The following is a 19837-nucleotide window of genomic DNA, read 5'->3' on the forward strand; positions in this document are numbered from 1 at the left end:
CACGTGACAGTAATATTACCTATCGTGACGCCGCCTCTACTTCGCACACGTCGGCACCATGAAGATCCGTATCTTGTAGTCTTCTTCCGAAGACACCCCGACGACGACCCGGCCGAAGAAATCCCCGGAAGGCGGTTTCTCAGCAGGTGCCCTGGAGGCGTACGGGTCAAGTTCGCCGCAGTGCTGGTGGCGGTCGCGTCAGCGCCCCCGTCACGGTTCTCAGGAGGGGGCTACTGGGAGGCCATGCACGGTGACATGTCGGGCTACTACGAGGTTCGCCTCGACGGTCCCAAACCCGGCGGAGGCAAGGGTCGTCATCACTACCGTCTCTACTGCCTGCTGGACGACGAGGCGAAAGACGTCGACCAGCCGCTCCTCACAGTGATCACCGGATTCGACAAGCCGTATCGCACAACTTTGCGCGCAGCCGACTACAAGTCGATACAGGATCTGGGTGCCGAATATCTCTCTCGCAATCCACGAGTGATCTCATAACGAGTGCTACCCGCGAACAAGCCTTTGCCGTCGACCGTTACGACTCTCCGAAATTCGGCGGAGACTCTCTCCGCTCGCATGGCCGGAGCGAAGCGGCTCGGTGACCGCCTTCCGATCCTCGTTCGGCAACGGCTCCACCGAGATGCGCAGGCCCAGGGCCGCAGCCACCACGGCAAGCGTGCTCAGGGTCGGGTTGACGTCCCCGGCCGAGAACAACCTGCGCACCGTCGCCGGCTCGGCTCCGATCGCCCGTGCCAGCTCGGCTTTCGACAGGCCGGCCGAGATCCGGGCGTCATCCAGCGCGTTGACGACCGCGTCAACGGCCGCGATCTTGACAGACTCCGCGACGTACTCCCGCAAAAGTTCGGGATCCTCGAGATCCCTTCGCAGATCTTCCCAGAACAGATCCTCCACGCGATCCCACCTCCCAGAATGAGTGTAACATAGATGTTACGCCACGGTGAGGGTGACAGATTCACACCGACTAGTTCCAGACGAACGAACCGCCGTCTCCATGCTGGACAGGAAACCGTCGGAGGTCGAGTTCAATGAGAATCACTCTGGTTCTCGGGGACATCACCCGGCAGGAGGTCGACGCCGTCGTCAACGCGGCCAACTCCTCGCTACTGGGCGGCGGCGGAGTCGACGGGGCCATCCACCGGCGAGGCGGCCCCCAGATCCTCACCGAATGCCGCAGACTCCGCTCGGCTCAACTCGGGAAAGGGCTGCCCACCGGCCAAGCCGTGGCCACCACCGCCGGAGACCTTCCCGCCACCTGGGTCATCCACACCGTCGGCCCCGTCCACTCCCGCCAAGAAGACCGCTCCGGACTGCTCGCCTCCTGCTATCGGGAATCCCTAAGGGTCGCCGACGAACTCGGCGCGGCCGTCGTCGCCTTCCCCGCCATCTCCACCGGGATCTACCGATGGCCGATCGACGACGCCGCCCGCATCGCGATCCAGACCATCTGCGGCACCCCGACCCAAGTGGCCGAGGTGAGATTCGTCCTGTTCACCCCGGACGCCTACACCGCCTTCGAGAAAGCCCTCTCACGACACCGGTGACCCCGTACCAGGGCCAGGTGCGAAATGGTCGCCGAGGGCGCTACGCTTCTGGAGCCGGATCACATCCGGCGCGGGGCTATGGCGCAGCTGGTAGCGCGCCTCCATGGCATGGAGGAGGTCTGGGGTTCGAATCCCCATAGCTCCACGCGACTTACCTGGGCTCCCCCTGCTTGTAAGCCCCTTCGGGGCTTACTTCGCCGGAGGGAGTCTCGTCATTTATCCCAGGAGGATGACCTCCTGGAACCTCCACGTGTGGGGGCTGCCGCCCCCACTCCCCCGCCGGGGTTGCCCTGGTCGCGGGTTTTCGGGTCCGTGGGTTGTGGTGTGGGCTTGGGTGGGGCTGGTCGGCTTGGTCTTCGCGGGCTTCCTCTGCTTGTAGGCCCCTTCGGGGCTTACGTTGCCGGTGGGGGCCTTTGTTGTTTCTCCCGGGAGAGTGAGCCACTGTGGTGGGCTGCCGCCCCCACGCCCCGCCGGGGTCACCCCGGTTACGGGTTCTCGGTGGGGGTGGAGCGGGTCGTTCGACTCAGGCCATTCCGGATTCCCCCTGCTTGCAGGCCCATTCGGAGTTCGCTTCGCCGGAAACAGGCTCGTCGTTCCTCCGGGAGGGCCATCGACTCCTGGACGCTCCACGTGTGGGGGATGCCGCCCCCACACGCCTGTTGGAGTTATCCCGGTCATGCGACGCGGGTCGAGGGCAGGTCTGATCGGCTCAAGCCATCCTGGATTCCCTCTGGTTGTAAGCCCATTCGGGGGCTTGGCCTGCCGGAGGGGGTCTCGTCGAAGGGGGACCGTCGTGAAGGTCCGATGTAGAGGCGGGTGGTGCTCAGATGAGGGGTTGGGGGACGGGGTCGGAGTCGTCGCGGTAGCCGCTGGCTTGGGTTTCGAAGAGGCGGGCGTATCGGCTGCCCGCGCTGACCAGTTCACGGTGGGTGCCCTGTTCGACGAGCATGCCGCCGCTCAGGACGACGATCAGGTCGGCGTCGCGGACCGCGCCGAGCCGGTGGGAGACGAGCAGGCTGGTCTGCCCGGCGCGGTGCTCGCGGAGCCGCCGGTGGACCTCGTACTCGGCCTGCGGGTCCAGGCCTGAGCTGGGTTCGTCGAGGATGAGCAGGTCCCGGTGTTCCCGTACGACGGCGCGGGCCAGGGCCAGGCGCTGCCACTGGCCGCCGGAGAGCAGCACCCCGGCCTGCGGGTCGTCGTCCTCCGGCCCGAAGAAGGCCCGGCTCAGCAGGGTGTCGTAGCCGCGGGGCAGGGCACGGATGGTCTCGTCCACGCCCGCGGTCACCGCGGCGGCCCGGATTCTGGCCCGGTCGGTCATCGCCGCGAGTTCCCCGACGCCGATGTTCTCGGCCGCGGTCAGGTCGTAGCTCATGTAGTCCTGGAAGAGTACGCCCATTCTGGCGCGCAGTTCGGCCGGCGGCACTTCGCGGATGTCGACCCCGTCCCAGAGGATGCTGCCCCTGGTCGGATCGTAGAAGCGGCAGAGCAGTTTGATCAGCGTGGTCTTCCCGGCCCCGTTGAGTCCGACCAGCGCGACCGACGTGCCGCGGCGGATCGTCAGGTTGACCCCGCGGAGCACCCAGGGATGCCCGGCGTCGTAGCGGAACCACACGTCGCGGAGTTCGATGCCGTGCCGCAGCGTGGGCAGGGTCGCCGGTCGCAGGGGCGGGCACAGGTCGTCGGGGAGCGCCATCACGCGTTCGTGGTACCCGAAGAGGAGCAGCGCCTGGCTCGCCACGGCGGCGTTCTCCACGGTGGCGATCAGCGCGGCCTGCGTCCCGGCCACGGCGGCGGCGAAGGCGGTGACGTCGCCGAGGGTGAGCCGCCCGGCGAGCGCGGAGTACACGGCCCAGATCAGCCCGGCGCCGCTGACGGCGGCGGACAGCGCGGCGAGCGCCGACTGGGTGAACGCCTCCCGGCGGTCGAGGCGCCGCTCGCCGCCTTGAAGGGTGGCCAGTTCCCCGAGGACCCGGCGTTTGAGGAAGTCGCCGAGCCCGAAGAGCCGGACCTCTTTGGCGGCTTGGACGTCGGTGATGAGGGTGGAGTAGAAGATCTGCCGCCGGGCCGCCGCGGACTGCCCCGCGATCATCCGGACCCGCCGCCGTTCCAGGGACATCCTGGCGAGCAGGATGGGGAGCGCGGCGAGCGCCACGAGTCCCGCCATCAGGGGGCTGAGCACGGCCAGGGCGGCGAACAGCCCGGCGAGGGCGATGACGTTGCGCGCGAGGTCGAACAGGCCGGAGGTGACCGGCCCCATCGCGCCTCCGGTGGCCTGGGTCGCCGTCCGGAGTTCGTCGAGGAACTCGGGGTTCTCGAACCGCGACAGACCTTGGAAGCCGTTCACCTTCGTGTAGAGGCGGTCCTGCAGCACCATGTCGAGCCGGCGATCCGTCTCGGCTCGGAGGTATCCGGTGAGGTGCGGCAGCACCCCGGCGAACAGCCCGAGGGCGACGAGGGCGCCGACCGGCCCCGCCACGGTGCCGGTCCCGCCGGCCGTCAGCCCGTCGATCAGCAGTTTGGTCGTCCACACGGTGGCCGCGGGCAGCAGCCCGGCCAGGACCGTGACCACCAGCTGGGACAGCACGAGGACGGGCCCGGCCTGCCGGCACAGCGAAGCCACGGCGGCCAGGCGCCGGAGCCTGGCCGCGCGTGGTGCCGGACGGCCGGTCATGTCGCGCCCGCCGCGGCCAGGATGTGGTCCGGTTCGGTGTCCGCCGCCACGATCGTCCCGTCGGGTCCGACCCGGAGGAACATCGGGAAGACCTGCAGCCCGAGAGCGTGCGCCACCCGGTCCGCGTCGTCGCCGGTGACGACGTTCGCCACACCGTCCACCGCCTGGATGAGGTCGGCCGCCTTCCCGATGTCGCCGACGACCGCCACCAGGGCGGTCCGGCCCTCGGCCAGTTCGGCGAACCGGGGCGCACGCTCGTGGCAGGTGTCGCATTCGACGTCGAAGAACGCCACGACATCGGTGGCCGCGGCCCCCGCGGGCATGGCGCGGCCGACGAGGGCGGCGGGATCGTACGGGGTGAGCGCGGCCCCGCCGAGCCGCCCGAGCTGGGCGGTGTGCTCACGGAGCCGGCGGAGTATCCCCAGGGCCAGCACCAGGTTGAGCAGGCAGAGCGCGCCGACGAACACGACGGCGGCGATCAGGAAAGGCATCGGGCACCCTCATTTTCAGGCGGTGAACAGCTCCATCAGGTCGTCGAGGCGCACCACAAGAAGCGCCCCGACGACGGCGGCGGCGAGGGCTAGGGCGACCCCGGCCGGGTGCGCCGCGGCACCCCCGGCGGCCCAGGCCACGAGCCCGGTGCAGCCGATCGCCGTCAGGATGAGATTGCGTATCACGTGCGCGGGTCCGAGCGGCGTGGCGGTGCGGCCGAAACATCGGCACGGCGTCCGCCGCCCCCGGCGCAACGCGATCAGGACACCTCCGGTCAGGACGGCGAGCGTCCCGGTGGCGGCGGCGAACCCCAGGGGCGCCGTCGGCGGTGACACCAGCAGAAGCGGCGTCACCGCCTCAGCCCCCACCAGGGCATACGCCGCCACCGCGGATCCGGCTCGGGAGAAGATGCCAAGGGTCGTGAGGGAAGCCGTGAACTCCTGGAACGCGGTACGCCCGCGGACCTTCCCGGCGACCGCGATCAGGAAGACCGTGATCAGCAGCGCCCGGCAGGCGATCTCGACGTATGGCATCTCCGCCACCACCTCGTGTCCGGGTCTGGCGGCGCCCGCCGCCAGACCGATGCCTTCCGCTTAGGCGCCGCACCTCCGGTACACGTAGCAGGCGCCGCAGTAGGTCCTGCCGCCGATGTTGGTGCAGAGCTTGCGGTAGTCCGAGCGCTCCCGGCAGTAGCAGTGCACGTACCACTCGGCGGCGGCCTGCGCCGACGCCTTCGGCGCCAGCTTCTCTACGATCCGATCACCAAGCCGGCCCAAGAGACTGGTCATGGATTCGCTCCTTTCCTAGCGATTCGGTGGACCGAAAGCTAGCGGGGAGGCATACAGCGACCGATACAGCCGCACTACAAACCGGCGGTGAGCAGCCTCTCCAGCACCGGATCCCGCCGCATCGCGCGACCGGCGAAGAGTTCCGCGGCCCGTCCGGCGTCCGCCGCGGCACGGGGATCCCCCAAGGCCGTACGGGCCCTGGCGAGCTGACGCAGGCAGGCGGCCTGGCCGTAGACGTCGCCGGTCCGGGTGGTCAGTTCCAGCACGGGTTCCAGGTCGGCCACGGCCGCCGCGGGGTCACCCCGGCGCAGCCAGAGCTCGGATCTGCTGAGCAGCACCTGCCACTCATCCTCCCGGTTGCCGGTCTCCGCGCAGCGGACCAGCGCCTCCGCCCACACGGCCAGCGCCCGCTCCCCCTCGTCGAGCAGCAGGTGGGCGCGGCCGAGCGCGGCCAGGGTGATGCTCTCGCCGTACAGATCGCCGTCCGCCCGTCGGACGGAGAGGCACCGCTGGAGCCGGTCCGCCGCCTCGGCGTACCGGCCCAGCCCGAGCAGCACCTCGCCCAGGTTGTGGCTGACCATCCCGACCCGTTCCAGCCCGTGCGCCTCGAGCAGCCGCAACGCCGCGGTGAAGTGGCCGAGCGCGGCGTCGAGGTCGCCGGTCTGCATGCTGATCCAGCCGAGGTTGTGCAGTGCCCGCCCCTCCCCGGCACGGTCGCCCGACTCCCGCCAGAGTTCGAGCGCCCGGCGCGTCAGGTCGACCGCCGCCTCGGCCCGGCCGGTCCGAAGCTCCGCGAGTCCGAGCGTCACGAGCGTGGACGCCTCCGCGTCGCCGTCACCGGTGCGCCGCGCCACCTCGACGGCGAGGCGGGCGACGGTTTCGAGCTCCTGCCAGTATCCGCCTTTCATCGCCACGGATTTGATCGTGGCCATCAGCTCGACGACGAAAAGGGGGATGTCGCCCTCCCCTGCCGCGGCCTGTACGGCTACCGCGACCAGGCAGCGCAGCTCCGTGTCGAACCACCGTACGGCCGTGGCGGGGTCGTTCAGGACGAGGCCGGTGTCGTGCCCGTCCGTCTTCCCTCCGCCGGATCCCAGATGTGGCTGAATCAGCCCGTGCATCCGCCGGCAGAGGCCGAGATACCAGTCGAGGGCGCGCCGGACGGCGTGTTCCCGTTCCTCAGGCGGTTCGCAGGCGACGGCCAGTTCCCCGGCGAACAGCCGGAGCAGATCGTGGGTACGGAAGCGGTCGTCGCCGACCGGCTCCATCAGGCGCGCCTCGGTCAGCTCGTCGAGCGCGGCTTCGGCGTCCTTGGCGTCGACGCCGGCCAGGGCGGCGACCAGTCCGACGCCGACCTCGGGCACGTCCAGCATGCCGAACAGGCGGAAGGTCCGCTGCGCGACACTCGTCAGGCTCTCGTAGCCCACCTCGAAGCAGGACCGGAGCCGCAGGTCGGCGGCCTGCAGCTCGTCCAGCCGCCGCCGCTGGTTCCGCAGCCGCCCGCCGAACCGCGCGAGCGACCAGTCGGGACGGCTCGCCAGCCGGGCACCCGCGATGCGCAGCGCCAGCGGATAGTGGCCGCACCAGTGCGCGATCTCGGCCGCCGCCTCCGGCTCCGCCTCCACCCGCTCCCGACCGGCCAGCAACCCCAGCATCAGCACCGCCTGCGCCTCGTCGAACCGGTCCACGACGATCTGTACGGCGTCCACGGTGGTCAGCGCCGACCGGCTGGTGACCAGCGCCGCGCAACCGTCGCCCGCCGGCAGCAACGGCGCCACCTGGGCGGCGCCGACCGCGTTGTCCAGGACGACCAGGACCCGCCGCTCGGCCAGCATCGACTGGTACGCGGCGGCCGCCTCCGCCGGTGCCGCCGGAACCTCACCCGGTCGCATGCCCAGGGCGCGCAGGAAGCGGCCGAGCACCTCGGCCGGACGCAGCGGCGGCAGGCCGGGGGTCGACCCCTGCAGGTCCACGTACAGCTGGCCGCCGGGGTATCGATCGGCCGCGTCGTGGGCCGCCCGCAACGCGAGGATCGACTTGCCGACCCCACCGGTCCCGTGCAGCGCGAGCACCGGCCGCCCCGCACCCGGCTCCGGATCGTCGCGGAGTACGGCCTGGAGCCGGGTGAGCTCGGCCGACCGCCCGACGAACACCGTGGGGGCCCGCGGAAGCTGCCGGGGAGCCGGGTGCCCGTCGTCGGCGGCCACGGCGCGCTCGGAGGCCAGGAGTGCGGGGTCCCGGCGCAGCACCGCCTGGTGCAGTCGGCCCAGTTCGGGCCCGGGGTCGATGCCGAGTTCGTCGGCGAGGATCCGCCGCGCGGATCCGAACGCGTCGAGCGCGCCGGCCACGTCGCCCCTCCGGTAGCGGGCGAGCATCAGCTGGGCGTGCAGCCGTTCGCGCAGGGGATACCGGCCGATCACCTCGCTGAGCAGGGCGGCGGCGGCCTCGTTCTTGCCGAGGGTCAGCCGGATCTCCGTGTGCTCCTCCACGACGCTCAGGTAGCCGTCGGTGAGGCGGGCGACCTCCTCACGAAGGGTGTGTCCCAGGGGTACGTCCTCCGCCGCCGACCCCTCCCACAGTGCGAGGCCCCGGGCGAAGGCGTCCTCCGCGCCGCGGAGGTCACGCCGGTTCAGCGCCTGGCGACCGCGTGCGGACAGCGCCTCGAACCGATGGAGGTCGAGCTCTCCGGGTTCGACCCGCAGCAGGTAACCGGCCTCCGAGGTGACCAGCCGTTCGACGGTGGGGTCGGCCATGGGCGGGAGCAGTTTCCGCAGCTGCATCAGATACGTGCGCAGGTTCGCCACCGCGGAGTCGGGCGGCCGGTCGTCCCAGACCTCCGTGACCAGTGACCGGAGCGAGACGACGTGACCGGACCGCACGAGGAGCATGGCCAGGACGGTGCGCTGTTTGGGCGCTGTGATCTTGACGGGTGAACCGTCGAGGAGGACCCGCAGGGGGCCGAGTATCCGGAACTCCATAAGCGTGCGGTCCTTACCGCGCGAGCGCGGGCCCGCCCAGGCGGCGCAGCGCGATCCCGAGCAGGCGGTCGGCGGGGTAGAACCCGCGCTGCCGGGAGTCTACGCCGTCGGGGTTGTCGCCGTAGACCACCAGCGAGCCGGCCGGTACGCGCGTCACGGTTTCGTCCACGGCGATCCCGCGGGGTACGGGGTCTCCGGGCGTCGCGACGATGCGCTTGATGTGTCGGCGCCTGCCGGGCGGCAGGGGGATGTGCCGTCCGGCGGGGGCGGGCGGAGGTTCCAGCACCACGATGTCGCCTCTGCCCACCTGGTCGATCCGCCTGCGCCGGACCAGGACCCGGTCCCCGTCGTCGAGGGTCGGCGCCATGCTCGTCCCGTCGACCGTGACCACCACGTAGCGGCGGCGGACCAGCAGGGCCGCCGCCCCCAGGACAAGAGCCACCAGCATGCCCCCGCCGATCAACTTCATCGTGTGCTCCCCCGGCCGACCCGCGACGACAGATCCGTTCGGGAAACAATCGCGTCGGCCTCGGAACGCTGTCAACCGCCCGCCCGGTCGCGGGAACCCCCGGGGGAGGGACCGTACGGCCGGCGGCGGCTCGCGTGCCGCCGTACCGGCACTCGGTTCGTGGCGAACTCGCCGACCGTCTGGGCGAACTCGTCGTCTCGCGTGCCGCCGTACCGGCACTCGGTTCCCCGGCGGCTCCGGCGGGGTCGGCGCCGTCAGTACATGGTCAGCGCCCACGTGGCGAGCTTGCCCGCCTCGGTGTCCCGCTCCGCCTCACGCTCAAGCCGCACGCGGATCTCGGGGTCCGGCGCCGGCCGGGGCGGCAGGTGCAGGTTGACGAGCCCGAGCACCGCGCTGTGGCGCAGCCGATCGGAGACGTCGCGGTCGAGGACGGCGGCGAGCCGCCCGGGGAGGCCGGGAACGCCGCCGCCGATCCGTCCGGCGAGTTCGGCGGCGGCCACGGCGGCCTCGTCCGATCCGCCGAGCGAGGCGTCCAGTTCCCGCAGGAGGGTGCGGCGGTCGTCGTCGCCGCGGGCGACTTCGGCGAGCGCGTACAGCGCCAGGCCGAGCGCGCCGCCGCGCAGGTCCGGGAGCAGGGAGACGAGGGTCTGCCACGCGCCGGGCACGCGCCGGGCGCAGCGTTCGACTTCGGGGACGAGGTCGTGCATCTCGCCGCCGGCGCGGACGAGGGCGACGAGCAGCTCCGGTGAGGGCTCCGCCGTGCGCGCCAGGTACCAGGCCGCGCTGGGGGCGTTCTCGCCGCTCAGCATGTTCAGCATCGCGGCGCGGAAGCGCGGTTCGGGCCGCAGCTTCGTGCAGGGGCCGCACAGGCATCGCTCGCGTGCCGTGGCGTACTGCTTGCGCTCCCGGTCGGTGAGCTCGGTCACGTCGACGAATCTGTCGTCGCCGTGCAGCCCGTCTTCACTGACGGACCACAGGTCGCCGCGGAGTTCCACGTAGCGCTCGTCACCGGCGAGAAGGTCGGCCAAGGGGGAGGGCTCATCCCCCAGCGAGAGCCCGTGCTTGTCCGCCAGCCGGGTGAAACGGTCCCGGTCCGCGGCGAGAGCGAGCCGGAACCAGTGCTCCCACACCCACGCCGATCGCGCGGCGCAGCCGGCGTAGTCGCGGAACGTCCACTCCAGCCGCTCACCGTCGGCTCCCCAGAGGTCTCTGTCCCGGGCGTCCTCGACCGCTTCCGACAGATACTCATAAACCCCGTTGTTTGCCGACGAGGCGGTATACATGCGGATGAACTCCTGCACGTCTTCCCAGATCGCCTCGTGCAGCGCAGCACGATCCCCATCACCCGACACTTTTAGCGAAATCAGAGCGGCACCCATGGCGGGGATCGTACTGGATCAAGAAATAGATTTGCCGATTGATCACATAATCGGCAAATTGATCACATAACCGTAAGAAATGGCGATTCCCTCGACTCCTGGATCGGCCGGACGCCCACCGCCGGCCACGGCCCGCCTCCGGACGGCGGACCAGCCAAAGCCGTACACAACCCAAAGTCAGGCGGACGTTACCGCCTCAGGTGGCCTCCCCGGCGGGGACCGTACGGCCGGAGGCAGCGCGGGCGGCGCGGCGGCGTTTGGCCGATAGGAAGGCCTCGATGACGGCGGCGGCGGGGGCGCCGATCGGACCGGCGGGGCGGGCCAGCAGGATCTCCCGGGGCGGGAAGGCCTGCCGGATGCCGATGGCCGGCAGGCCGGCGTTCTCTGCCACGCAGCGCGGGACGATGGCGACGCCGACGTCGGCCTGGACCAGCGAGACCAGCAGCGTCATCTGGCCGAGGTCGGCCACGACGGTACGGGCCGTCCCCAGGACCTCGTCGTTGACCTGGCGGAGTGTGCTGCCTTTGAGGAATTCGACCCACGCCTCGTCGGCCAGTTCGTCGAGGTCCACCGTCACCCGGTCGGCGAGCCGGTGCGCCGCCGACGTGATCAGGACGAAGTCCTCGCGGTGCAGCGCCTGCAGATGCACTCCGGGGGGTTGGTCGGCGAGGGCGGGAACCACGGCCAGGTCCAGCCGGCCCTTCGCCACGTCGATGAGCATGGCGGGGGGCTGACCGTCGCGGAGATGCACGGAGAGTCCCGGATGGCGCTTACGGAGATCGGCCATGGCACCCGGGATGTCGATCCCCTCCAATGTCTGAATAATCCCGATTCTGACCGTGCCGGTGAGCAGACCGCTGACCGCCGAGACGCCGTCGCGGGCCTCGCGGGCGGTGGCCAGCAACCGGCGGGCCGCGGGCAGGAACACCCGGCCGGCCTCGGTGAGCTGAACGGTCCGGCTGTCCCGGGCGAACAGGACCGTGTTCAGGTCGCGCTCAAGCGCCCGGATCGACGATGAGACCGACGACTGACCCAGGTGCAGCCGCTCGGCGGCCCTGGAGAAGTTGAGCTCCTGGGCGACCGCGACGAAGTGCTCTACCTGCCGCAACTCCATCTAGCGATGGTATCGATACCTGCGTCCGAAACGTTCTGTTGGACCCGGAGGGGGTTCCCCCGCGACATTGAGTGGGTAACCGTCGAGCGCGGATCGTCACGATCTGTAATCTCCGGCCGGATTCAATCACGGTCCTGACGCGCGCTCTCCGTCCACAGCCACGCCGACGACGCGGGCTGTCTCTCCTGGAGGTGTTGTGACCTCATCCGTGGTTCCCGACCGGATTCTCGTCAACGGCCGGATCACCACCCTCGCCGACTCCGGCGACGTTCCCGGCGAAGTCAGCGCCCTCGCGATCGAGGGTGGTGTGATCACCTCGGTGGGAGGTGACGGGGAGATCCGGTCGCTGGCCGGTGAATCCACCGAAGTGGTGGATCTAGGTGGTCGCCGGGTCGTTCCGGGTCTGATCGACTCGCATGTCCACTTCGTCCGGGCCGGCCTGACCTGGGACGACGAAATCCGATGGGAGGACGTCTACGAGCTGTCCACCGCACTGGAGCTGGTCGCGGAGGCGGCGCGACGGCAGCCTGCGGGCAGCTGGATCCGAGTCATCGGCGGCTTCGACGACAGGCAGTTCCGGGACGGCGGCCGGGGGCCGACCCGGCAGGAGCTGGACCGGGTTGCTCCCGATCACCCCGTCTACGTCCAGATGCAGTACACCTACGTCCAGCTCAACACGCTCGCCATGGAGGCCATGGGGATCACCGAGGAGCTGGTGTCGACTCTGACCCACCTCGGCAGGTTCGAGCGGGACGAGAACGGCGAGCTGACCGGCAGGGGGCTCGGCGTCCAGCTGATGCCGTGGTTCTACCGGCGACTCCCGGCCCCGGCCTTCGAGAACCAGGTCGCCTCGACGGCGTCCCTGTCCCGGGAGTTCGCCCGGGTCGGCCTGACCGGCTGCATCGACGGCGGCGGCTTCAACACCGGGCCGGACGTCTACCATCCGATCTACGAGACGTGGCGCCGGGGTGAGCTCTCCACCCGGGTACGGCTCTACAAGCACGGGGCCGCCCCCGGCACGGAGGAAGACGACCTCGCCGGCTACGCGCGGTTCCTCGAACCGCACTTCGGCGACGACATGATGCGGGTGTCGGGCATCGGCGAGGTGATCGTCTTCCGCAGCCACGATCATATGGACACCCCGGGCGACACCTCGCCCGAGGCGATGGAGATGCACGAACGACTGCTCACGCCGTTCGCGGCCAAGGGGTGGACCGTGCAGATCCACGCGCACCACACCCTGTACATCGACCGGCTGCTGGACGTGTGGGAGCGCATCGACTCCAAGCACCCGATCTCCGGCCTCCGCTGGACGATCGTGCACGGCGTCGGGATCACCGAGGAACACATCCCCCGGCTGCAGGCCCTGGGCGCGGGCGTGATGGTCCAGAGCCTGATGCGGTTCCACGGCGAGGAGTCCATCAAGGCCTGGGGCGCGGCGCTCATCGCCAGATCCCCGGAGATGCGCAAGCTGATCGAGGCGGGCGTCCCGATCGCCCTCGGCTCGGACGGCATGCGCGGCGCCTCGTACAACCCCTTCACCAGCCTGGAGTGGTTCCTCACCGGCCTCACCGTGGCGGGCACCCCGACGCTGGCGGAGGAGAACCTGCTGACCAGGGAGGAAGCCCTCCGTGGCTATACAGTGGGCAGTGCCTGGTGCACCTTCGAGGACGGCGTCCGGGGGCGTCTGGTTCCGGGCTACCGCGCCGACCTGGCGGTGCTCTCCAAGGACTACCTGACCGTTCCGACCGAAGAGATCCACACCATCACCTCGGAATTGACCCTGCTGGACGGCCGCGTCGTGTGGGCGAGCGGCGCGGTCTGCTGACCGCGACCACCTTGGGCAACACCCCGACGACGATGGCGCCGTCCCCGTGGACGGCGTCTCCCCATATCCCCCTTGAAACACCCAGATCTCCAAGGAACAACATGAGATCCTTCCGATCATTTCCCTACGGATCGCAGCGCGCCCTGTTCTCGATTCTCGCCGTCGGCGCCCTCATCGCGACCGGCGCCTGCAGTTCCCAGTCGAACACCGCGCAGGGGGCGCGGGGCGGCACGGACAAGCACGTCAAGTACGCCGTGTCCGGTGAGCCCGGACAGCTGGACCCGACGCTGGCCAACACCTTCACCTCCGTCGTGATCTTCGACGCGATGTGCGAGACGCTCTACGCGGTCAGCCCGGAGGCCACCATGGTGCCCCGGCTCGCCGCGGGTGAGCCGGAGTTCGGCGAGGACCACAAGACCGTCACCGTAAAACTGCGCCAGGGCGTGAAGTTCTCCGACGGCACGCCGTTCAACGCCGAGGCGGTCAAGGTGTCCCTCGAACGGCACCTGACCCACCCGAGTTCGCAGCGGAAGAGCGAGCTGGCCGCGCTGGAGAGCGTCGCCGTCGTGGACGAGCACACCGTGCGGCTGACGATGAAGAAGCCCATCTCGCCGGGCGCGTTCAGCGTCCTGGTCACCGACCGGGCGGGCATCGTCATGTCGCCGACCGCGCTGAAGTCCGCCGGGGACGACTTCGGCAACTCCCCGGTCTGCGTCGGCCCGTTCAAGTACGACAGCCGGGCTCCGCAGAACTTCGTCAAGGTGGTCAAGGACCCGAACTACTACGACGCCGCCAAGGTCCAGATCGAGAGCCTGACCTACCAGATCATCGCGGACTCGACCGTCCGGGTGACCAACCTCCGGTCCGGGGACATCGACGTCGTGGAGCGGGTTCCGACGACGGACGTCGCCGGCCTCGACGGGAAGAACGGCACGAAGATCCTCAAGTCCAACGGGATCGGTTTCATCGGCCTGGAGGTCAACGGCGGCAACGCCGGCGGGGTCGGCAAGCCCGGCAAGGTGGAGGGGCCGCTGAACCGGGACCCCCGGGTCCGTAAGGCCCTTGAGCTGAGCATCGACCGTGAAGCGCTCAACAAGGTGGTCTACAACGGCCAGTATGCCGCGGCCTGCGGGTTCATCCCGCCGGGGACCGCCCTGGCCGGGGAGGCCGCGACCACGTGCACGCCGTACGATCCGCAGAAGGCCAAGGACCTGCTGAAAGAGGCGGGCGTGACCGCGCCGGTCAAGGTCTCGCTGCTGCTCAGCAACACCCCCGAGTTCACCCGGATCGCCCAGGCCCTCAAGTCGATGGTCCAGCAGGGCGGCTTCGACCTGGAGATCAACGCGCAGGACTCGACGGCCGTGCTGGCCGCCGCGACCGCCGGGGAGTTCCAGCTGCACCTGAACTCCTGGTCGGGACGGATCGACCCGGACGCCAACATCAGCCGGTTCGTCTCCACCGGGAGCCCGTTCAACTACGGGAACTTCTCCAACCCGAAGATCGACGAAATGGTCGCCGCGGCCCGGTCGGAACCCGACGTGGACAAGCGGCGTGAACTCTACGGGCGGCTCACCACCGAGCTCGCCAAGGAACTGCCCATGATCTTCTTGGTCCGCCCGTCCTTCTACGCCGGTGTGCGCGACTCGCTGGAAGGCGTCACGACCCAGCCCAACGGGGTCGTCGACTTCCGCGCCGCGCGTGTGACCGGCCAAGGGTAGCGAGAGCCCCGTGCGTCTTCTCGCCCGTGCGGGCAGCGCCCTGATCACCCTGCTGATCGCCGTCGCCGTGGTGTTCCTCGGGGTACGGGCGCTGCCGGGGGACCCGGCGGTCGCCCTCGTCGGACAGGAGGGCGACCCGGCCGCCCTCGAGGCCGTGCGACGTCAGTACGGTCTCGACCAGCCGATCGCCGTCCAGTTCGTGAAGTACCTGGAGCAGATCGTCACCGGGAACCTCGGGACGTCGGTTCGGACCGGCCTGCCGGTCTCCGAGGTCATCGCGGGCGCGATCCCGGTGACGCTGGAACTGGCGGTGGTGTCCATGTCGGTGGCCGTCGCCATCGGCGTCACCACCGGGGTGATCGCGGCACTGGGCCGGGGACGGCTCATCGGCAGGCTGGTCGGCGTCGCGGCGCTGATCGGCCTGTCGGTCCCCGCCTTCTGGCTGGGGCTCATGGCCATCCTGGTGTTCGCCATCCTCATCCCGATCCTGCCGGCGTCGGGGTTCGTGCCGATCGGCGACGACCCCGTGGCCCACGTCACGCACCTGGTGCTCCCCGCGCTCGTCCTCGGATCGGCATTCGCCTCCGTGATCATGCGCCAGACCCGGGCCGCGATGCTGGAGGCGCTCACCACCGACTATGTCCGTACGGCGACCGCCAAGGGGCTGAGCCGGTGGCAGGTGGTGGTGAAGCACGCCCTCCGCAACAGCCTCATCGTGGTCGTGACCGTCGTCGGCCTGCAGCTCGGCACGTTGATCGCGGGTGCGGTCGTCACCGAGCAGGTGTTCGTCATCCCGGGGTTCGGCAAGCTCATGATCGACGCGGTCACCACGCGGGACTACCCGCTCATCCAAGGGGTCGTGCTGATCACCGCCACCGCCTACATCGTCATCAACCTCCTGACCGACCTGCTCTACTCGGTGATCGATCCCCGGGTGCGCGTCACGTCGGGAAGTGCGGCATGACCGCCGGCGAACTCTCCGTGAAGGGCCGGGGGGCGAAGTTCTCCCTCGTCCGCAACCGCGCCGCGGCCGTCGCGCTGACGACCGTGGTCGCGATCACGGCGGTCGCCGTGCTGGCCCCGGTGCTCGCCCCCCACGACCCCGAGGCCACCGTCTTCGACGCCGCGCTGCTCGGGCCGAGCGGGGAGCATCTCCTCGGCACCGACGACCTCGGCCGCGACATGCTCTCCCGGACGATCTACGGCCTGCGGGCGTCGGTCCAGATCGGGCTGCTCGCCGTACTGGCCGCCACGGTCGTCGGCGTGGTGCTCGGTCTGGTCGCGGGCTTCTACCGGCGCCTCGACGCGGTCGTCTCCCGGCTGGTCGACGTCACGCTCGCCTTCCCCCACCTGGTGACCGCGGTCGGCCTGGCCGCCATCCTCGGGGCCTCCGGCGTCAACGCGGCGATCGCGATCGCCATCGCCCAGCTGCCGGGGATGGTCCGGGTCACCCGGAGCGAGACCTTGCGGCTGCGGGAGATGGACTACGTCGCCGCCGCGACGGTGAGCGGCGCCCGCGACAGCCGCATCCTGTTCCGGCACATCCTGCCGAACTCGGCGAGCGCCCTGCTGGTCCAGATCAGCGTCTCGATCCCGGCGGCGATCATCAGTGAGGCGCTGCTGTCCTTCCTCGGAGTGGGGGTCCAGCCCCCGGCTCCGTCGCTCGGCGTGATGCTGGCGAACGGGCAGTCCTTCCTCCAGGTCGCCTGGTGGATGCCGGTTTTCCCCGGCATCGCCATCGTCGCGATCACACTCGCGTTCAACCTCGCCGGGGACGCCCTGCGCGACGCGCTGGATCCGCGGTCGGTCAACCGATGACGGCCATGAAGGGAGAGTCGACATGAGCCTGCTGGACGTCCGTGACCTCACGGTACGCTTCCCCACCGTCAAGGGCCCGGTGCTCGCGGTCGACGGCCTCTCCTACCACCTGGAGCCCGGCGAGATCGTGTCGCTGGTCGGCGAGTCCGGCTGCGGGAAGAGCGTCGGCATCCAGACCCTGCTCGGCCTGCAGGGGCCGCGGGCGAAGATCTCCGGATCCGCCCGGTTCGACGGCGAGGAGCTGCTGGGCGCCTCGGAGCGGAAACTGACGTCGATCCGCGGCAAGCAGATGGCCTGCGTGTTCCAAGACCCGATGAGCTCGCTCAATCCCGTGGTCACGGTCGGGAAGCAGGTGGCGGAGGTCCTCCGCCGCCACCGGGGGCTGTCCGCGTCGAAGGCCAGGCTCCGGGTGATCGACCTGTTCGAACGGGTCGGCATCCCCGCCCCGGCCCAGCGCTATTCGGCCTACCCCCACGAGATGTCCGGGGGGATGCGCCAGCGCGTCATGATCGCGATGGCCATCGCCTGCGAGCCGCGTCTGCTCCTCGCCGACGAGCCGACCACCGCGCTGGACGTGACGATCCAGGCCGGAATCCTGGAGCTGCTCAAGGAGCTGAGGGAGAGCACGGGCATGGCGGTGCTGCTGGTGACGCACGATTTGGGCGTGGTGGCGGACATCGCCGACCGGGTGATCGTCATGTACGCGGGCCGGAAGGTGGAGGAGGCCGGGGTGCGGGCGCTGTTCAACGACCCGCAGCACCAGTACACCAGGCTGCTGCTGGAGGCGATCCCCCGCCGGGGGACCCGGAGCGGTGGGGAGGACCGGCGGCTGCGCGGCATCCCCGGGACCGTGCCCACCCTGTACGACTCCCCTGACGCGTGCACCTTCGCCGGACGCTGCCCGATCGCCTCCGACCGCTGCCGCACCGAGCGGCCGGGCTTCACCGAGGTCGTCGCCGGGCAGGCCGTCGCCTGCTGGAACCCCGGCGACCGGCCCACCGTGACCGGAACAGGAGCAGGCCGATGAGAACGACCGAGAACCCGGCCGTGCCGGCGCTTCAGGTCACCGGGCTGACCAAGCACTTCAGGACCGCCGCGGGCGTGGTCCGCGCCGTCGACGACGTGAGCTTCACCGTCGGCAAAGGCGAGATCGTCGGCCTCGTCGGCGAATCCGGCAGCGGGAAGTCGACGGTCGGCCGGTGCGTGGTGATGCTCAACCCGCCCACCGGCGGCAGCGTGGTCATCGACGGCACGGAGGTCTCCGCGCTGCGGCGCGGCCGGATCCGCCGGCTGCGCACCGGCTTCACCATGGTCTTCCAGGACCCGGCCACCTCGCTCAACCCCCGCATGACGGTACGGGACATCGTCGCCGAACCCCTGGTCATCCACCGCATGGGCCGGGCCCGGGAGCACGATCGCCGGGTGTCGGAACTGCTCGACCTGGTGGGGCTGCCGGACTCGACGAGGACGCGGTTCCCGCACGAGCTCTCCGGCGGGCAGCGTCAGCGGGTGAGCATCGCCCGCGCGCTCATCGCCTCCCCGTCGCTGGTGGTCGCCGACGAGCCGACCTCGGCGCTGGACGTGTCCATCCAGGCGTCGATCCTCAACCTCATCAAGGACCTCCAGCGCGATCTGGGGTTCGCCTGCCTGTTCATCAGCCACGACCTGGCGGCGGTGGAGTACGTCGCCGACCGGGTCCTGGTGATGTACCTGGGCCGGGTCGTCGAGGTCGTCGGCTCAGAAGGGCTGAACGACCGGGCGGCCCACCCGTACACGCAGGCGCTGGTGTCCGCCGCGCCGGTCCCGGACCCGGACGAGCAGCGCACCCGGCAGCGGATCACGCTGACCGGTGACATCCCCAGCCCGCTCGCCCCGCCACCGGGCTGCCACTTCCACCTGCGCTGCCCGGTCGCGCAGGACGTCTGCCGGGTGCGGCCCCCCGAGCTCCTGCCCTCCTCCGAGGCCGGGCACCTGGTGGCGTGCCACCTCGTCTCCCCGGGCGCCGGGAACCGCCCGGCGGTGTGAGGGGTGGCGGATCGCTCCGGCGTAACCGCGCCGGAGCGGTCGTCCTGTGCGGCCCCGCTCGGCCGGACGAGAGACCAGGCGCACGCCGCACCGCAGAACGTGCCATCCGTACGGCCTCAGGCGGCACCGGCCGTACCGGCCTCCGGGAAACGCCGACGGGGCGATCGGGCTTTCGCGCTCCGCCCGCCTGCGGGACAGACCGCGCCGGGGTCTCGGCGCACGCCGTACGACATCCCAGACGGGCTGTACGGCCGTAGGCGGCGCGCGTCGTACGTCCCCGGTCCGGCCTCCACACCTGAGTCCGGGAAGCCGGCTGGCGGCTGTTCCGGCAGGTGAACCGCTCGGGCACTCGCCCCAGGCCCCGGATGTCGCCAGAATCCTCTCATGGACTTCACCACCGCCGACCTGATCGACGAGTACGGCGACACCCTGTCAAGCTGCCTCACCCAGTTCCGCTCGTACGGCTCCCGCGCCCGCTTCTCCGGCCGGATCGCCACCGTCCGCTGCCGTGAGGACAACGCACTGGTCAAGCGGGTCCTGTCCACCCCGGGCGACGGAAGGGTGCTCGTGGTCGACGGCGACGCCTCGCTGCGCACCGCGCTGATGGGCGACCTCATCGCCGCCTCCGCCGTATCCGGCGGCTGGTCCGGCGTCGTGATCAACGGTGCCGTCCGCGACACCGTCGCCCTGGCCGCCCTCGACCTCGGCGTCAAAGCCCTCGGCTCCAACCCACGCAAGAGCGCCAAGACCGGGGCGGGGGCCGTCGACGTCCCGGTCGTCTTCGGCGAGACCACCTTCACCCCGGGCGAATGGCTCTACAGCGACGAGGACGGCATCGTCACCAGCCCCCGCGAGCTGTGACCCGCACCGATCCGAGCGATCCCGCGCAGCCCGTACGGCGACGGCATGCCGCCCGGACGGCCACAGGTGGGACAGGGTGTGCGCCCAAGACCGAACACGTGCCGGTACGGCAGGGGGCGGCGCCCGCCGTACCCGAG

The 19837-nt window shown here is 70.5% G+C and carries 18 protein-coding genes and 1 tRNA gene; 10 read left to right on the forward strand and 9 right to left on the reverse strand.

All coding sequences use genetic code 11. From position 1 onward, the window contains the following. The first annotated feature begins 255 nt into the window (after window positions 1–255). Window positions 256–495 carry a hypothetical protein gene (locus RUR_RS28180; protein WP_283138239.1) on the forward strand — a complete coding sequence of 80 codons (240 nt, stop codon included), beginning with the start codon at window positions 256–258 and terminating at the stop codon, window positions 493–495. 6 nt (window positions 496–501) lie between these two features. Here the strand turns inward: RUR_RS28180 and RUR_RS28185 are convergent, their stop codons facing one another. After that, window positions 502–909, reverse strand: coding sequence for a helix-turn-helix domain-containing protein (locus RUR_RS28185; protein ID WP_283138240.1), 408 nt, complete (start codon window positions 907–909; stop codon window positions 502–504). 134 nt (window positions 910–1043) lie between these two features. Here RUR_RS28185 and RUR_RS28190 point away from each other — a divergent pair, with 134 nt between their 5' ends. Together RUR_RS28190 and RUR_RS28195 are read left to right on the forward strand one after the other, a co-directional pair. Then, window positions 1044–1559: an O-acetyl-ADP-ribose deacetylase gene (locus tag RUR_RS28190; RefSeq protein WP_283138241.1), complete on the forward strand. Its 516-nt coding sequence runs from the start codon at window positions 1044–1046 to the stop codon at window positions 1557–1559. 72 nt (window positions 1560–1631) lie between these two features. Beyond that, window positions 1632–1704, forward strand: a tRNA-Ala gene (locus RUR_RS28195). A 678-nt stretch (window positions 1705–2382) separates the two neighbouring features. Here the strand turns inward: RUR_RS28195 and RUR_RS28200 are convergent. The 8 genes from RUR_RS28200 to RUR_RS28235 all read right to left on the reverse strand — a co-directional run bounded on the left by RUR_RS28200 (window position 2383) and on the right by RUR_RS28235 (window position 11450). Beyond that, on the reverse strand, window positions 2383–4230 hold the full coding sequence (locus RUR_RS28200; RefSeq protein WP_283138242.1) for an ABC transporter ATP-binding protein: 1848 nt from the start codon (window positions 4228–4230) through the stop codon (window positions 2383–2385). After that, a complete protein-coding gene (locus tag RUR_RS28205) occupies window positions 4227–4721 on the reverse strand; it encodes a hypothetical protein (RefSeq protein WP_283138243.1) in 495 nt (164 codons plus the stop codon). The genes RUR_RS28200 and RUR_RS28205 overlap by 4 nt, the downstream gene beginning before the upstream one ends. Window positions 4722–4736: 15 nt before the next feature. Next, on the reverse strand, window positions 4737–5255 hold the full coding sequence (locus tag RUR_RS28210; RefSeq protein WP_283138244.1) for a MauE/DoxX family redox-associated membrane protein: 519 nt from the start codon (window positions 5253–5255) through the stop codon (window positions 4737–4739). Window positions 5256–5315: 60 nt separating this feature from the next. Then, window positions 5316–5510, reverse strand: a complete 195-nt coding sequence (locus RUR_RS28215; protein WP_283138245.1) for a hypothetical protein — start codon at window positions 5508–5510, stop codon at window positions 5316–5318. Between the two features lie 74 nt (window positions 5511–5584). Then, entirely contained in the window at window positions 5585–8488 is a 2904-nt protein-coding gene (locus RUR_RS28220; protein ID WP_283138246.1) for an AfsR/SARP family transcriptional regulator, read from the reverse strand. A gap of 13 nt (window positions 8489–8501) precedes the next feature. Beyond that, entirely contained in the window at window positions 8502–8957 is a 456-nt protein-coding gene (lepB, locus tag RUR_RS28225; RefSeq protein ID WP_283138247.1) for a signal peptidase I, read from the reverse strand. A gap of 254 nt (window positions 8958–9211) precedes the next feature. Continuing rightward, window positions 9212–10336: a hypothetical protein gene (locus tag RUR_RS28230; protein WP_283138248.1), complete on the reverse strand. Its 1125-nt coding sequence runs from the start codon at window positions 10334–10336 to the stop codon at window positions 9212–9214. A 196-nt stretch (window positions 10337–10532) separates the two neighbouring features. After that, entirely contained in the window at window positions 10533–11450 is a 918-nt protein-coding gene (locus RUR_RS28235) for a LysR family transcriptional regulator (RefSeq protein ID WP_283138249.1), read from the reverse strand. Window positions 11451–11646: 196 nt separating this feature from the next. Here RUR_RS28235 and RUR_RS28240 point away from each other — a divergent pair, with 196 nt between their 5' ends. The 7 genes from RUR_RS28240 (at window position 11647) to rraA (ending at window position 19700) form a co-directional block, all read left to right on the forward strand. Continuing rightward, window positions 11647–13278, forward strand: a complete 1632-nt coding sequence (locus RUR_RS28240; RefSeq protein ID WP_283138250.1) for an amidohydrolase — start codon at window positions 11647–11649, stop codon at window positions 13276–13278. Between the two features lie 101 nt (window positions 13279–13379). Continuing rightward, a complete protein-coding gene (locus RUR_RS28245; RefSeq protein ID WP_283138251.1) occupies window positions 13380–14996 on the forward strand; it encodes an ABC transporter substrate-binding protein in 1617 nt (538 codons plus the stop codon). 10 nt (window positions 14997–15006) lie between these two features. After that, complete coding sequence (locus RUR_RS28250) at window positions 15007–15960, forward strand: ABC transporter permease (protein WP_283138252.1); 954 nt, start codon at window positions 15007–15009, stop codon at window positions 15958–15960. Beyond that, complete coding sequence (locus tag RUR_RS28255) at window positions 15957–16814, forward strand: ABC transporter permease (protein ID WP_283138253.1); 858 nt, start codon at window positions 15957–15959, stop codon at window positions 16812–16814. Before RUR_RS28250 ends, RUR_RS28255 begins: the two co-directional genes overlap by 4 nt. Window positions 16815–16836: 22 nt before the next feature. After that, a complete protein-coding gene (locus tag RUR_RS28260; RefSeq protein WP_283138254.1) occupies window positions 16837–17841 on the forward strand; it encodes an ABC transporter ATP-binding protein in 1005 nt (334 codons plus the stop codon). After that, the gene (locus RUR_RS28265) at window positions 17838–18839 is read left to right on the forward strand and encodes an ABC transporter ATP-binding protein (protein WP_283138255.1); all 1002 of its coding nucleotides are present in this window, start codon (window positions 17838–17840) and stop codon (window positions 18837–18839) included. Before RUR_RS28260 ends, RUR_RS28265 begins: the two co-directional genes overlap by 4 nt. 384 nt (window positions 18840–19223) lie before the next feature. After that, entirely contained in the window at window positions 19224–19700 is a 477-nt protein-coding gene (rraA, locus tag RUR_RS28270; protein WP_283138256.1) for a ribonuclease E activity regulator RraA, read from the forward strand. Window positions 19701–19837: the final 137 nt, after the last annotated feature.

This window comes from Rhizohabitans arisaemae, from assembly GCF_025996515.1.
Taxonomy (GTDB): Bacteria; Actinomycetota; Actinomycetes; order Streptosporangiales; family Streptosporangiaceae; genus Rhizohabitans; species Rhizohabitans arisaemae.